Source organism: Paraburkholderia panacisoli (genome assembly GCF_008369935.1).
Taxonomy (GTDB): domain Bacteria; phylum Pseudomonadota; class Gammaproteobacteria; order Burkholderiales; family Burkholderiaceae; genus Paraburkholderia; species Paraburkholderia panacisoli.
Map to the genome: position 1 here is coordinate 381618 of NZ_VTUZ01000003.1, position 13018 is coordinate 394635.

Annotated in this window: 13 protein-coding genes; 3 read left to right on the plus strand and 10 right to left on the minus strand. The window is 63.3% G+C overall.

What is annotated here, in order from left to right:
• Positions 1 to 63: 63 nt before the first annotated feature.
• Entirely contained in the window at positions 64 to 1350 is a 1287-nt protein-coding gene (locus FVF58_RS06495; protein WP_149669053.1) for an aromatic ring-hydroxylating dioxygenase subunit alpha, read from the minus strand.
• A gap of 155 nt (positions 1351 to 1505) precedes the next feature.
• On the opposite strand from FVF58_RS06495, the gene FVF58_RS06500 reads away from it, so the two are divergent.
• Complete coding sequence (locus tag FVF58_RS06500) at positions 1506 to 1832, plus strand: non-heme iron oxygenase ferredoxin subunit (protein WP_223191125.1); 327 nt, start codon at positions 1506 to 1508, stop codon at positions 1830 to 1832.
• 41 nt (positions 1833 to 1873) lie between these two features.
• Here FVF58_RS06500 and FVF58_RS06505 read toward each other — a convergent pair whose 3' ends face one another.
• The 6 genes from FVF58_RS06505 to FVF58_RS06530 form a co-directional block, all read right to left on the minus strand.
• A complete protein-coding gene (locus FVF58_RS06505) occupies positions 1874 to 2854 on the minus strand; it encodes a CobW family GTP-binding protein (RefSeq protein WP_149669055.1) in 981 nt (326 codons plus the stop codon).
• 8 nt (positions 2855 to 2862) lie between these two features.
• Complete coding sequence (locus tag FVF58_RS06510; protein ID WP_149669056.1) at positions 2863 to 3549, minus strand: class II aldolase/adducin family protein; 687 nt, start codon at positions 3547 to 3549, stop codon at positions 2863 to 2865.
• Positions 3550 to 3551: 2 nt separating this feature from the next.
• Positions 3552 to 4379, minus strand: coding sequence for an ABC transporter permease (locus tag FVF58_RS06515; RefSeq protein WP_149669057.1), 828 nt, complete (start codon positions 4377 to 4379; stop codon positions 3552 to 3554).
• Entirely contained in the window at positions 4376 to 5215 is an 840-nt protein-coding gene (locus FVF58_RS06520; RefSeq protein ID WP_149669058.1) for an ABC transporter ATP-binding protein, read from the minus strand. The genes FVF58_RS06515 and FVF58_RS06520 overlap by 4 nt, the downstream gene beginning before the upstream one ends.
• Positions 5216 to 5227: 12 nt before the next feature.
• On the minus strand, positions 5228 to 6271 hold the full coding sequence (locus FVF58_RS06525; RefSeq protein WP_246216952.1) for an ABC transporter substrate-binding protein: 1044 nt from the start codon (positions 6269 to 6271) through the stop codon (positions 5228 to 5230).
• 68 nt (positions 6272 to 6339) lie between these two features.
• A complete protein-coding gene (locus FVF58_RS06530) occupies positions 6340 to 7470 on the minus strand; it encodes a porin (RefSeq protein WP_149669059.1) in 1131 nt (376 codons plus the stop codon).
• A 606-nt stretch (positions 7471 to 8076) separates the two neighbouring features.
• On the opposite strand from FVF58_RS06530, the gene FVF58_RS06535 reads away from it, so the two are divergent.
• Together FVF58_RS06535 and FVF58_RS06540 are read left to right on the plus strand one after the other, a co-directional pair.
• Positions 8077 to 8889 carry an IclR family transcriptional regulator gene (locus FVF58_RS06535; protein WP_149669060.1) on the plus strand — a complete coding sequence of 271 codons (813 nt, stop codon included), beginning with the start codon at positions 8077 to 8079 and terminating at the stop codon, positions 8887 to 8889.
• Between the two features lie 24 nt (positions 8890 to 8913).
• Positions 8914 to 9957 carry a 2Fe-2S iron-sulfur cluster-binding protein gene (locus FVF58_RS06540; protein WP_149669061.1) on the plus strand — a complete coding sequence of 348 codons (1044 nt, stop codon included), beginning with the start codon at positions 8914 to 8916 and terminating at the stop codon, positions 9955 to 9957.
• A gap of 84 nt (positions 9958 to 10041) precedes the next feature.
• Here FVF58_RS06540 and FVF58_RS06545 read toward each other — a convergent pair whose 3' ends face one another.
• From FVF58_RS06545 to FVF58_RS06555, 3 genes are all read right to left on the minus strand, one after another.
• Positions 10042 to 11088 carry a PDR/VanB family oxidoreductase gene (locus FVF58_RS06545; RefSeq protein ID WP_149669062.1) on the minus strand — a complete coding sequence of 349 codons (1047 nt, stop codon included), beginning with the start codon at positions 11086 to 11088 and terminating at the stop codon, positions 10042 to 10044.
• A gap of 78 nt (positions 11089 to 11166) precedes the next feature.
• Entirely contained in the window at positions 11167 to 12366 is a 1200-nt protein-coding gene (locus tag FVF58_RS06550; protein ID WP_149669063.1) for a Gfo/Idh/MocA family oxidoreductase, read from the minus strand.
• Positions 12363 to 12950: a MarR family winged helix-turn-helix transcriptional regulator gene (locus FVF58_RS06555; protein WP_149669064.1), complete on the minus strand. Its 588-nt coding sequence runs from the start codon at positions 12948 to 12950 to the stop codon at positions 12363 to 12365. The genes FVF58_RS06550 and FVF58_RS06555 overlap by 4 nt, the downstream gene beginning before the upstream one ends.
• Positions 12951 to 13018: the final 68 nt, after the last annotated feature.

Sequence of the window (13018 nt, forward strand, 5' to 3'; positions counted from 1 at the left end):
TATGCCCTGGTGAGTCGCTGGTGAATGAGCGCGCCACGTTCCGCGTGTCGCGCACGTGGGTCGCTAGATCGTCGTATGGGCCTTGCCGGCTTCGGCATGCAATGCGTCTTTCGCGCCTTCCTTGAAGGGCAAATCGCGCCGCAACACGATCGCGACCGAGCGTACCTGCTGCGATTGCGGATCGCGGCCCGGCGGCTGCACGCCTTTTTCCGCGAGTGCGCGCGCGGCCTTCATCAGCCGGTGACGGACCATGATGATGCCGTTATCTGTCGACACGAGGTTTTCGCGCGTGCGATCCTGGATCGGCCCCATGCTCTCCTGCAACGACGCGTCCTGCATGCCGATGCCCTCGACGCCGCTGTACGAGGTGCCCGTCTTTTGCGCCGCGCGGTCGATCAGATAGTCGTTCTCCTTGTTCTGCAGCGGACGGTACGTGCCAGGGATATAGCGCACGTGAATGCCGCTGCCTGCCTTCATCGCGTCGACTTCGGCCGTGGTGAGATCGCGCGTCGGGTGATAGTCGAAGCTCCAGGTCCAGCAGTTTTCGTCGTCGATCGGCACCCAGAAGTGGCCGTGCACCGGGTGGTCGCCGCGCGGCGGCACCATCGTGAAGCACGGCATGACCCACGGCGTGATGCGCCAGTAGTACTGGTCGTCTTCCGCGTTGCGACGCGCGCCGATGTAGAGGCCGCCGGTGGCCTCGACGACTTCGAAGACCGGGCTGAAGTCGTTCAGGTTGTAGTGGTTGCCGCGCGCGCCTTTGAACAGCGGATCGGAATTGAGCGCGCCGCGATGCAGGAACGACACGTGGCTCGAATCGACGCCGCCTTCCAGCGCCTGCAGCCAGTTGCATTCCTGCAGACGCTTGGTCATGAACGACTGGCTCGCCGGCACCGTCGAGAACTCGTAGGCGGGCAGCGGCGGCTGCTGTTCGGGCGGCCCCATGTAGACCCACACGACGCCGCCCTGCTCGACGAGCGGATACGACTTCAGCTTGATCTTGCTGCAATAGCCGCTTTCGGCCGGCTCCGACGGCACATCGATGCATTGACCCTCTACGTCGTACTTCCAGCCGTGATACGGACAACGGATGCCGCCTTCCTCATTGCGTCCGAACCACAGTGACACGCCGCGGTGCGCGCAGAACTCGTCGATGAGGCCGAGCTTGCCGTTCGAATCGCGAAACGCAAGCATGCGCTCCGACAACAACTGCAACCGCACAGGTGCGCCGCCCGCTTCCGCAACTTCCTCGGAAAGCAGTGCCGGCAGCCAGAAGCGCCGGAACAGTTCGCCCATCGGTGTGCCGGGACCCGTCTGGGTCAGCAGGTCGTTGTCCTGTTTTTTCAACATTCGATTGCCTCCTTGTGTGCTGTCTGTCGATATGGTTCGACGTCGTGCATTGTTCGTTGGGTTCCGTATAAAAGAACGCTGTTCTTTCAACATGAACAAAGTTATCATCGGCCTCACTGTGTGTCAAACGGTGAATCGAAAAACGGAGGATGGAGATGGAGAAGACGTGTGCGCGCATCGCACTGTGCCGCAAGGGTGACGTGGCCGAAGGGCAGGCGATCCGGATCGAGAAGAACGGCTTCGTGCTGGCGGTGTTCAATCTCGAAGGCGAGTACTTCGTGACCGACGATACGTGCACGCATGGGCCGGGTTCGTTGTCCGAGGGCTGCATCGACGGCGATACGGTCGAGTGCGATTTTCACAATGGCGCGTTCAATATCCGCACGGGCGAAGTTGTCGCGCCGCCGTGCATGATTCCGCTGAAAACGTATCCCGTGACCGTGGAAGACGATGAAGTGAGCATTAGCGTCGCGGACGAATGACGGGGGCACGGCGCCGGACCCATGCGTCCGGCGTTTTTCTTTTATGGCGCTTGCGTAGTCCGCAGGATCAGCGTGACGCCGCCTGGGACTTCGGGCTCGCTGCGATCCACTGGCGCATTCGTCAGCGATGCATGGCGATCGCCGCGCACAAACTGCACGGTCAACGAAGTGCCGTCGCGCATGCGCACGATGCCCTTCATCCTCAGTAGCGCATCGCGATGAGTGTCGATGAGCGCATCGAGTCGCGCGTTCAGCGCGTCGAAGTTCCTGACGCCTTCGATCGCTTCGAATCGCGTTTGCGCGGCATGGCGTGAATTGCCGCCGCGGCGTGAAAACCCCGCACCGATGCGAGGGTTGGCAGGGGGCTGCCAGACCTGCTCCGGCCGTTGCTGTGACGCGCCACGCGCTTCTTCCAGATGACGCAACACGTGCGCGCCGCCGAGATCCGCGTGCGCGGATAACAGCACACGCGTAAGAGGATGCAAGCGGTGCAGCACATCGATAATCGGCTGACGCGCCGCATCGTCGGCGAGATCCGTTTTTGTCAGCACGATCAGGTCCGCGGCGTCTAGTTGCGCGCGCGCTTCACTGAACGCATCGATTGTCTGCAACGCCGTCGGCGCGCCGATCGTCGTCACGACACCCGCCAGCCGGTACCGCTCGTTGATGAAGGGCTGGCTCTGCATCGACGCAACCAGCGGGCCGGGATTGGCCAACCCCGTGGTTTCGATCACCACCGAATCGAAGCGCTTGACGCTGCGATGCAGGCGCGCCCAGAACAGATTCTCGAGCGCTTCATGCAGGCCCGGCAGGCCGCTGCAGCAGATGCACGCATCGGCAAGCAGCGCGGACGCGTCGGCCGCGAAGCCGAGCGTCGCATGGTCGAGTGCGACCGCGCCGATCTCGTTGACGATCAGCGCGGCCTCGCGCAAAGGTGCTTCCTTCAGCCAGCGGGCGAGCAGTGTAGTCTTGCCGCTGCCGAGAAAGCCGGTGAGCAGAAAGACGGGAATGCGCTCGATCATCGGCCGGATCAGCGCTCCCGCCACATTTTGCCGGCGTGATAGTCCCAGACCTTCTGCAACAGATTGGGCTTCCACAGATTGCGCCCGATCGTCTCGACCTGTTCGGGCGACAGCACCATCGGTTCGCCGAGCTGCAGCGCGAGGTACTGGCGATGCGCGTTTTCTTCCAGATAAAACGCGAGTACGAAGGCTTCGAGTATCCCTTCGGCGGCAATCACGGCGCCATGCGATTTCAGCATCGCGACACGATGCGGACCGAGCACGTCGGCCAGTTCCTCCGCAAGCGGCTTCTTGTTGATCGATGCGGTTTTGCCGAAGCGGCGGATTTCGCCCAATACGGCCGCCTGCATGATGACGGGCTCGACGTGGCGGCCCGTCATGCTGAAAAGCGTCGACCATACCGGATGCGTATGCACGACCGATTGCACATCGGCGCGTCTGCGGTAGATTTCCGCGTGGATCGGAAACTCCATCGGTGGCACCGCATCGCCTTCGATCAGATTGCCGTCGAAGTCGATCGTGACGATATCGTCGACGGTGAGCGCGCTGCGCACCGATTTCCCCGAATTGATCAGCAGATGATCGCGGCCCGGCACGCGCCAGCTGAAATGGCCGTTGAAATCGATCACCTCGGCGCGCTCCAGCATCATGATCGCGTCGACGAGCCGCTGTTTCTGTTCAATGAACTCGCTCATGTTCAGCGTCCTTTCCATGGAATCAGTTTGCGTTCGAGTTCTGTTAGCAGCAGCGACATGCCGTAGCCGAGAAACGCGATGACGAGCAGGCCGACATACATCTGCTCGACCGACAGCAATTCCCAGGCATCCCAGATCATGTAGCCGAGGCCGCTCTTCGAGCCGATCATCTCGGCAATTGCGATCAGCATCAGCCCGAGACCCAGGCCGAGCTTGATGCCGCTCATGATGTGCGGCACCGCGCCTGGCAACGCGATCGTGCGAAACACCTGCCAGCGGCTCGCGCGGAAATTGCGGCCGACGTCCAGATAGATCTTGTTGATTTCGAGCACGCCCGTCGTCGTATTGATGAGCACGGGGTAGAACACGCCAATCGCGACCATCGCGATCTTCGACGCTTCGCCGAGTCCGCAGATCAGCAACAGCAGCGGAAAGATCGCGCTCTTGGGCACCGGGTAGGTCGCGGCGATCAGCGGATCGAACACCGCACGCAGCGGACGCGAGAGGCCGGTCGCGACGCCGAGCAGCAACGCGGGTATCCCGCCGATCAGCGCGCCCCAGAACAGCCGTAGCAGCGTCGCCGACGTGTTGTCCCAAAGCGAACCGTCGTCGACGAGCGAGACGAACGTCGCGAAGATCTTCGTCGGCGCCGGGAAGAAGCGCTCGTCGATCATGCCGGCCTGCGCCGCGATCTGCCACATGAGCAGCAGCACGATTGGCGAAGCAATACTGATCAGGCGGTCGCGCAGCTTGTTGCTCACGCGCTTTGTCCGCTTCTTGCGGCAGCGCCTGGGTGCATCGTTCGCCGTCAGTTGTTGTGCAGTCTTCATACCTTCTTCTCATTGAGATCGCGGGATCGCGCGCGCTCCACTTCGTCGCGCAACTGTCCCCAGATGGAATAAACGAATTCGCCGTATTCGGGACGTGCCCGCAGTTCGAGCACCGAGCGCGGCCGCGCGAACGGCACGTCGACGATCTGCTTCGTGCAGCCCGGCTGCGCCGTCATGATCATGATGCGATCGCCGAGCGTCGCGGCTTCGTCGACGCTGTGCGTAATGAACAGCACCGTCTTGCGGGTTTCGTCCCAGATGCGCAGCAGTTCTTCCTGTAGCAGCAGCTTGTTCTGCTCGTCGAGCGCGGAGAACGGCTCGTCCATCAGCAGGATGTCGGGATCGTTTGCGAACGCGCGCACGATCGACACGCGCTGCCGCATGCCGCCCGACAGCTGATGCGGATACGCGTTCGCGAACCGCTTCAGGCCGGTGCGGCTCAGGTAATAGTCGACCGTCTCGCGAATCTCCGCTTTCGGCACGTGACGCAACGCGAGCCCGTAGGCCGCGTTGTCGAACACTGTCATCCACGGAAACAGCGAATCGCCCTGGAAGACCATCGAATTGCCAGGACGGAATTCCGCGGGCGACGCAATCTCGACGGTGCCGCTCGTCGGCGCTTCGAGATTCGCGAGAATGCGCAGCAACGTCGTCTTGCCGCAGCCGCTCGGGCCGACGATCATGAAGAAGCAGCCGCTCGGAATATCGAGCGATATGTTGTCGAGCGCGGTGACGGTGCCGCCCGCCGTCTCGAACGATTTGGTCAATTGATGCAGGCGGATCTTGACGGGGACTTCCCCGGCCGCGTGCTGCGGTTCGATCAGCGGTGTAGCCATGAACACTGTCTCCTATTTCGCGCGCGGCTGGTAGGGGCCGAGCGCGGCGTCCGCCTGGTCGACGAACGACGTATCGACGACCTGCGCGACGCTCACGTTGCCTTTCACGACACCCTGGCTCCTGAAGTACGCGAGATCGTTTTCGAGGCTCGCGATGTTCACCTTGCCGTCGGGGTTCGTGCCTTGCGGGACGATCGTGCGATAGACGGAGGGGTCCTTGATCGAGGTGTACTGCGTGAGGATCGCGATCACTTCATCCGCGTTGGGGCCGGCGATCTTGCCGTCCTTCAGTGCGTCGTTGTAGTCGCGCACCGCGCGCAGGTATGCGCGCATGAACGCTTTCGCGGTAGCCGGATGATCGTGGATAAACGTATTGGAATAGAGGACGACGGCCAACTGGTGATTCGGATAGATCTGGTCGTCGCCCATCACGCGTACTGCGGCGCCGCTGCGCACGGCTTCGGTGGCGGACGGTTCGGTGGTCAACGCGGCATCGACGGCCTTGTTTTCCAGCGCCATCACGTGCTGCGGAAAGCCGAGGTAGATGCGCTCGACGTCGCCCGGTTTGAGTCCGGCTTTTTTCAGCGCCTCGTTCATCGTCGACGTGGATGCGCTGCCGGTCGCGCTGCCCGCGACCTTCATCCCCTTCAGATCGGCGAGCGTCTTGTAGCGCCCGCTTGCGACGAGATCCTTGCGCACCAGCAGCGGCTGGTAGCCGTAGCCGGGCGGGGTCGAGCCCTTGTCCGCGACGATCTTGATGCCGATGCCGCGCATCACCGCGTTGTACAGACCCGCCGACGGCGAGCCGCCGGCGACGTCGAGCTGGCCTGCGCCGAGCGGGGCGACCATCTTCGCGCCGGAGTCGAACGGGACGAAGCGTGCGTCGATGCCTTCGGCGCGGAAATACCCCTTCTTGTCGGCGATAAAGAACGCGACGTCGCTGCTCGCGTTCGCAATGCCGACGTGCACCACGGTCGGCGTGGCCGCATGAGCGGCGCCGGCGCCGCACAACGCGACGGCCACGACGACCTTGCATATCGATACGATCCTCTTCACCCGTTGTTCTCCCCTTAGCGGTTTACATCGTTCCCATGCGGGATGGTTGCTGCTGATCGAATACGGCGTCAGAAACGATGCCGCAGCGAAAACTTGACGGCGACCTGGTTCGGCGTGGTCGACTGGCCGAGCGAACCGATCGCGGCCACGGCGGGATGGCCGGTCGAGTCGATGCCCGAAGCGTGCTGCCATACGCCGACCGCGAGTACGTCGGTGCGTTTGGACAGGAAGTAGTCGGGGCCGAAATTGACCTGCTCGTATTTGGCCGTCTCGGCATTTGTGTAGTCGAACGACACGCCGACGAGGAAGGCGGGCGTGAACCAGTAGCGCGCGTTCACTTCATAGCTGTTGAAGATCGCGGAACCCGTGTTTGGCGTGGTTGGCGTGCGCAGGATGTCGTTAAAGGACGTATGTGTATAGACAAAGCCGAACTTGGCGGAGCCGAGCGTGTACGCAATGGCTGCACCGAAAATATCCATCGAGTTCGCGGACAGATAGCCGCTGAACACGGGGCTCTTGCCGGGCGACGTGAAGCCGGGCTGACCTGGCGCGGTAGTGCCGTCGAAGGCGGAAGTCGCGGGCGTGTTCACATGGTCGTAGGCCAGCGCGACTGTGACGGGGCCGTTCTGATAGTTGGCGCCGACCGTGTAAATCTGGTTCGTCGCGAAGTTGCCGGGCGTGCCGCCCGGCGCGAAAATCCCGTCGATGGTGAGCCCGTGGAACGTCGGCGACCGGTACTCGATCGAGTTGTTGACGCGGAAGTTCGAATTCAGGTTGTCGAAGTCACCGGGGTGGGTCCCGACCCACGCCCACATCGATGTCGCTGCGATCTCGCCGATATAGCGTGTCATCGGATCATACTGGCGGCCCATCGTGACCGAACCGTAGGGCGTCTCCAGGCCGACGAACGCCTGGCGGCCGAACAGACGGCTGCCTTGCAGCAGTTTGCCGTTCGACGAATCGAAACCGTTCTCCAGCGTGAAGATCGCCTTCATGCCGCCGCCCAGATCTTCGGCCCCGCGAAAGCCGACGCGGCTGCCGTTCGTTTGTCCGTTCACCATCTGGACATTGGAATGTCCCGACTGATTGTTGATGTACACGATGCCCGCGTCGACCAGGCCGTACAGCGTGACCGAACTTTGAGCGTGCGCGGTCCCGGCGAGAACAGGCAGCGCGAGCAGCGCAACAGTCTTCTTCATGACGTCTCCATCCATTGATTGATATGGGTGTCCCGGTCGATTGCCGGGTTTGATTTTTCTGCGGACTGGTCCACGGCTTCGCGCGAACATCTGGAGGCCTCAATACAACGCACGCATTCGGTGCGCAGGATGGAGCGTGACGTGCAATACCTGCGCTGCGCGGTCTACTGCCCTGATGCCGTTCAAACCGTCTTCGATGAAGCTGAGGCAATACTGCAACAACTCGTGCTTGATGTTCTCTTATACGGAACGTCGGTCCGCATAAAAGTATGAAGGCAGTTTGTTTTGTTTAGGGATCTAAGTCAAGGACGCGACCGCCAGGGTATGTACTCATTACGAGAAGGTTTCGTTACGCTGGACGGAACGTCGTCACTGCATATGGAACCAAGCGGCTGGAACGAACGATATGTGCGCTTCTGGAAACCGTCGCACGCTAAAGGAACGCTCCATATCGTCGACGCCGGGACGGCTCGCGTATCATAGGGACAGAGGCGATGCACGCCGCCGCGCCATTGCTCGCGCACGCATCGACGAGCGATGATTTAGCAGCTGGTGTGTTCTTATATATGGAACGTTGTTCCAATTGATAACAGCTGGGGTATATTCATGCAAAGTTCGGATGTGCAGGCGGCGTCTGAAGGAAAGAGCGAAACGGGCGATGGCCGTCTGTCGTCGGTGACGGCGGCGATTCGACTGCTGAAGGTGTTTTCGGAGCAGGAACCGGAGATCGGCATCAGCAATCTCGCGAAGCGGATGGGGCTGGCGAAGAGCACGGTCCACCGTCTCGCGACGACGCTGGTCGCGGAAGGGTTGCTCGAACAGAACGAGGAGAACGGGCGTTACCGGCTCGGCATTCAGTTGTTCACGCTGGGTGCGCTGGTGCGGCGGCGGTTCGACGTGTCGAGGCAGGCGGTGCCGTTCCTGCACGTGTTGCGCGAGCACACGGGGGAGACCGTGCATCTCGCGGTGCTCGACGACACCAACATCGTCTATCTGTTCAACCTCGAAAGCGATCAGGCGATCCGCATGCGCTCGTACATCGGTGTGCGCAAGCCGGCTTTCTGTACCGCGGAAGGTCACGTGCTGCTCGCGTTCCGCACGCCGGACGTGGTGGCGCGCGTGCTGAAGGCGGGGCTGGTGGCGCGCACGCCGAACACGAATACGGATACGCAGGTGTTCCTGAAGACGCTCGAAAAGGTGCGCCGCGAGAACTATTCGATCGACGACGAGGAGTCGGAAATCGGCATGCGCGGCATTGCGGCGCCGGTGCGCGACGTGTCGGGCAACGTGGTCGCCGCGGTCGGCGTCGGCGGACCGTCGCAGCGGCTCAGTAAGAAGGCGCTGCGCGCATGCGTGCCGCACCTGTTGAATGCGGCGGAAGGCATCTCCTCCACTCTGGGGTACCGGCCGCCTATGTAAAGTCCATCTGAAAGGGAAAGTCGCATGTCCGACACTGCTCATCGCATCACACTGGCTGGCACCGATGTTTCGTTCCACTGCGATGAGCACGACTCCGTGTTGCGCTCGGCATTGCGCTCGGGCATCGCGTTTCCGTACGAGTGCAACGTCGGCGCTTGCGGCAACTGCAAGTTCGAGCTGATCGACGGCGCGGTGGACATGAAGTGGAGCGAGGCGCCCGCCTGGACCGACAAGGACCGCGCGCGCAACCGCTATCTGGGCTGTCAGTGCGTGCCGCGCGGTGACTGCACGATCAAGCTGAGGACGTCGCCGCAATACGAGCCCGTGCATCCGCCGCGGCGGGTGACGGGCACGCTCGCGGGGCGCTGTTCGATCACGCACGACATCGAGGAATTCCGCTTTGCGCTGTGCGCGGACATGCCGTTCGAGCCGGGCCAGTATGCGCTGCTGAACCTGCCCGGTGTGAGCGGCGTGCGCGCATACTCGATGAGTAACATCGCGACGAGCGACAGCGCGGACGACACGCGCATGCTGCATTTTCAGGTGCGCCGCGTGCCGAACGGGCAGGGCAGCGGCGTGCTGTTCGACGGACTCGCAACGGGCGCGCAGGTTGAGATCGACGGGCCGTATGGGATGGCCTATCTGCGCCGCAACGTGACGCGCGACGTGCTGTGCGTCGCGGGCGGCTCGGGTCTCGCGCCGATGATTTCGATTGCGCGCGGCGTTGCCGTGGAACCAGCGCTCGCCGGCGTGAAGCTGCATTTCCTGTACGGCGGGCGCACGCCGCGCGACGTGTGCGGGCGCGACATGCTCGCGTCGCTGGCGGGCTTCGACGAGCGCTTTCGCTTCGAGGCCTCGGTGTCGGACGTTGCGCATGAAGACGTGCGCGAGCCGTGGACAGGACATGTAGGCTTCGTTCATGAACTCGCCGATACGATATTCGGCGACCGGTTGCGCGACATGGAAATCTACTTCGCCGGCCCGCCCGCGATGGGTCAGGCAATTCAACGCACGCTGCTCGCCCGCAAGGTGCCGTTCGGGCAGGTTCACTTCGACCAGTTCTATTGACGCACCGCCCGCGCAATGCGTCAGTTCCAACACGTGATGCGTGGCAGGCGGCGCCATGATGCGCCGCCATGCCGTGATGCCGCGTCAGAGATCGAGCACGATCTCGTCGGACTTCGCGCGCGACACGCAGATCATGATCGCGCTGTCGTATTCGTCCTCGTCGAGCACGAAGTCGCGATGATCGGCCTCGCCCGCAATCAGCCGCGTCCGGCACGAGCCGCATGTGCCCGCTTCGCACGAACTCGGCGTATCGATGCCATGGTCGCGCAGCGCTTCGAGTATGGTCTGCTCCGGTGCAACGTTCACGCACTGGCCGCTGCGGGCGAGTTTCACGACGAACGGTTTGTCGCCGCCGCCATCCGCGTCATTGCTGACATGCGCGCTGGTGCCGAAGTCCTCGAAATGCACTGCGGCCGACGGCCAATGCGAAGCCGCGTCGCGTACCGCCTGCATCAACGGACGCGGTCCGCAGCAATACAGATGCGTATTGCCGTCGCGCGCGGCGAGATATGGCGCGAGCGCAAACGACCTGTCGCGCTCGCCGAAGTCGTGATGCACGATCACGCGTTCCGAGCCGCGCAGTTCGTCGAGAAACGCGGTCGATTCCGGCATGCGCGTGCAGTACAGCAGGCGATAGTCGGCGCCGCGCGCTTCGAGCTCGGCGATCATCGAACGCAACGGCGTAATGCCGATGCCACCCGCGATCAGCAGATAGCGCGAAGCGTCGTCCGTCAGCGCGAAATAGTTTTCCGGCGGCGCGACTTGCAGGCGCGTGCCGATGCGCACGTCGCGCGTCATGCTCGCGGACCCGCCGCGTCCCGTGGCGTCGCACTTCACGGCGATCAGATAGCGGTCGCGCTCGGTGGGCGCGTTGCACAGCGAATAGCGGCGCTCGATGCCCGCAGGCGTGCGCACGAGCACGTGCGCGCCCGCCGTGAATGGCGGCAGCGGCGCAGCACCGTCCGGCGCGCGCAGTTCGAACAGATGGATGTCTTCGGCAATTTCGCTGCGCGCTGTGACGTCGAGCGACAGCAAGCCGTTGGCGTCGAGACGCGTGGCTGCTTCATCGAGCGTGGCGACGTCAGTGTCTTCTGCGCCTGTGAAGGCAGTGGGTATCGAGGTAGCGGTCATCGTCAATCGGGCAGCCTGCGCTGCCGCCTTTGGAAAAATCCGGCCAGTTCGCCGTCAGGCGCACCGTTGCGCGCGCGATCATCGCTGCGCGCGCAACGCCACCTGATGCTTCAATTCGACATCGCGTCCGCGGATCGACGAAGCAATCGCCGCCTCGCAGACTTCGAGATTCGCGACACCCCAGTGGCCGTCGTGCACCGCGGCCGCGCGTTGGCAAATCGCGTCATGAAATTCGGCCATCACGCGCGCGCGCGGCGATGGGCTCGCGGGCAGCGGCAGATCGGTGCGGCCCGCATCCGTATAGACGATCAGGCCTTGCGGCGACTGGCGAATCTCGCCGCGCTCGCAACTGACGATCGTGAGCCCGAAGTGGGGCTGATGCGGCGCGTCGCCGGGAATCGCATGTTTCGCGCGCGCCTGTTTGGCGAGCAATTCCTCTTCGGGCGTGCGCGGGCGCCGTGCGCCGGCCGCTTGCGTGGACGCATCGGCGGCGGGACGTCCCGGGCTCATGAAGCCCCATTCGCCGACGCCTTCGCACAACTCGGTGCTGAAGAAGTGGCCGTAACCGTTGTAGATCGCCGTGGCGGCGGCGCCATCCGCGAAATCGACGAACACCGTATGCGCGCCAATCGCGCTGCGCTCCGGGTCCCAGTCGAACGTTCTGGCGCGCACGCTGCGGGCGAGGCCCCCGCACAACAGCCGGATGATGTCGAATTGATGCGAGCCCTGCCGCATCGTCACGCCGCCGCCTTGCTGCGTGTCGAGTTCGTCGGCGCGGCGCGGGCGGTAGATCCAGTCGGTGAAGCACCACGTATTGACCATGCGTACGCGGCCCAGCTCGCCACCGTCGATCAGTTCGCGCATCGCATGGACCGGCGCATCGTAGCTATGCGAATGACCGACGAGCAGCACGACGCCGGCGGCATAGGCGGCAGCGGTCATCGCGCGCGCGTCGTCGAGACTCGCGGCCATCGGCTTTTCGACGAGTACATGCTTGCGCGCGCCGCAGGCGAGCAGAACCTGCGCGCGATGCAGCGCGGTCGGCGAGGCGACGTAGATCGCATCGACGTCCGCGTGCTCGAGCAGCGCTTCGAGACTTTCATAGGCGGCGACACCGAATTCATCGACGGCGGCTCGTCGCACTGTTTCGGCGGGATCGACGATCGCCGTCAGCGCGAAGCCGCGATGCGCATGAATGGCGGGCACGAACGCGCGTCCGGCCGTGCCGAAACCGACAATGCCGATGCGCACGGCGGGCTCGTGTGCCGCGCTGCTCATGACGCGTCGCCGTTCAACGCATCGCCCGGCCAGTTCACGCTGCCATTCGATGCACGGCTCGCGGACGTATCGTCGTCGCTGCGGCCAGCCGCGGCTTCATCGCCGGCGAGGTTTTCGATCATCGCGAGCAGCGTGCGGCGAGTGGCGGCAATGTCTTCTGTGGAGATGCCGGCCAGCGCGATGCGGTTCACGTCGACGGCCTTGGGCACGAGCAGCGCGCGCAGGCTCGCGCCTTTCGGCGTCAGGAAAATGCGCACCTGTTTGCGGTTGTCGGGCAGCTTCTGGCGCGTCAGGTATCCAAGCGATTCCATTGTCTTTAGCGCGGAAAAAGTCGTGGGCTCGGCCACGCCCGCCTGTTCACTCAACTGGCGCTGCGTAAGACCGTCGGTTTGCCACAGGATGCGCAGGAACGTCCAATGTCCGTACTGCACCGCATGTTCTCGCAGCCTCGCCTGCAACGAACGCGAGAAGCCGCGCGCGGTGTCTTTCACGAGATGCGCCATCCGTTCTTCGGGCAGTGCTTCGCGCCAGTGGCGCAGCGTGCCCGGCATCGGTTCGCGCGGATTCTTTTCACTTTTGCTCATGCAATCACCTGGGTCGGTGCATGTGCGTGCACATGCGTTTCATAAATTAGGTGGCTAAGTTTAGCGTG

What these genes read in the sequence shown, in the direction of transcription:
- FVF58_RS06510 (WP_149669056.1), bottom strand. Translation starts at nt 3,549, where the DNA reads ATGAGCGAGTTCATTGAACAGAAACAGCGGCTCGTCGACGCGATCATG.
- FVF58_RS06515 (WP_149669057.1), bottom strand. Translation starts at nt 4,379, where the DNA reads ATGAAGACTGCACAACAACTGACGGCGAACGATGCACCCAGGCGCTGC.
- FVF58_RS06545 (WP_149669062.1), bottom strand. Translation starts at nt 11,088, where the DNA reads ATGACCGCTACCTCGATACCCACTGCCTTCACAGGCGCAGAAGACACT.
- FVF58_RS06550 (WP_149669063.1), bottom strand. Translation starts at nt 12,366, where the DNA reads ATGAGCAGCGCGGCACACGAGCCCGCCGTGCGCATCGGCATTGTCGGT.
- FVF58_RS06520 (WP_149669058.1), bottom strand. Translation starts at nt 5,215, where the DNA reads ATGGCTACACCGCTGATCGAACCGCAGCACGCGGCCGGGGAAGTCCCC.
- FVF58_RS06540 (WP_149669061.1), top strand. Translation starts at nt 8,914, where the DNA reads ATGTCCGACACTGCTCATCGCATCACACTGGCTGGCACCGATGTTTCG.
- FVF58_RS06535 (WP_149669060.1), top strand. Translation starts at nt 8,077, where the DNA reads ATGCAAAGTTCGGATGTGCAGGCGGCGTCTGAAGGAAAGAGCGAAACG.
- FVF58_RS06500 (WP_223191125.1), top strand. Translation starts at nt 1,506, where the DNA reads ATGGAGAAGACGTGTGCGCGCATCGCACTGTGCCGCAAGGGTGACGTG.
- FVF58_RS06555 (WP_149669064.1), bottom strand. Translation starts at nt 12,950, where the DNA reads ATGAGCAAAAGTGAAAAGAATCCGCGCGAACCGATGCCGGGCACGCTG.
- FVF58_RS06495 (WP_149669053.1), bottom strand. Translation starts at nt 1,350, where the DNA reads ATGTTGAAAAAACAGGACAACGACCTGCTGACCCAGACGGGTCCCGGC.
- FVF58_RS06505 (WP_149669055.1), bottom strand. Translation starts at nt 2,854, where the DNA reads ATGATCGAGCGCATTCCCGTCTTTCTGCTCACCGGCTTTCTCGGCAGC.
- FVF58_RS06530 (WP_149669059.1), bottom strand. Translation starts at nt 7,470, where the DNA reads ATGAAGAAGACTGTTGCGCTGCTCGCGCTGCCTGTTCTCGCCGGGACC.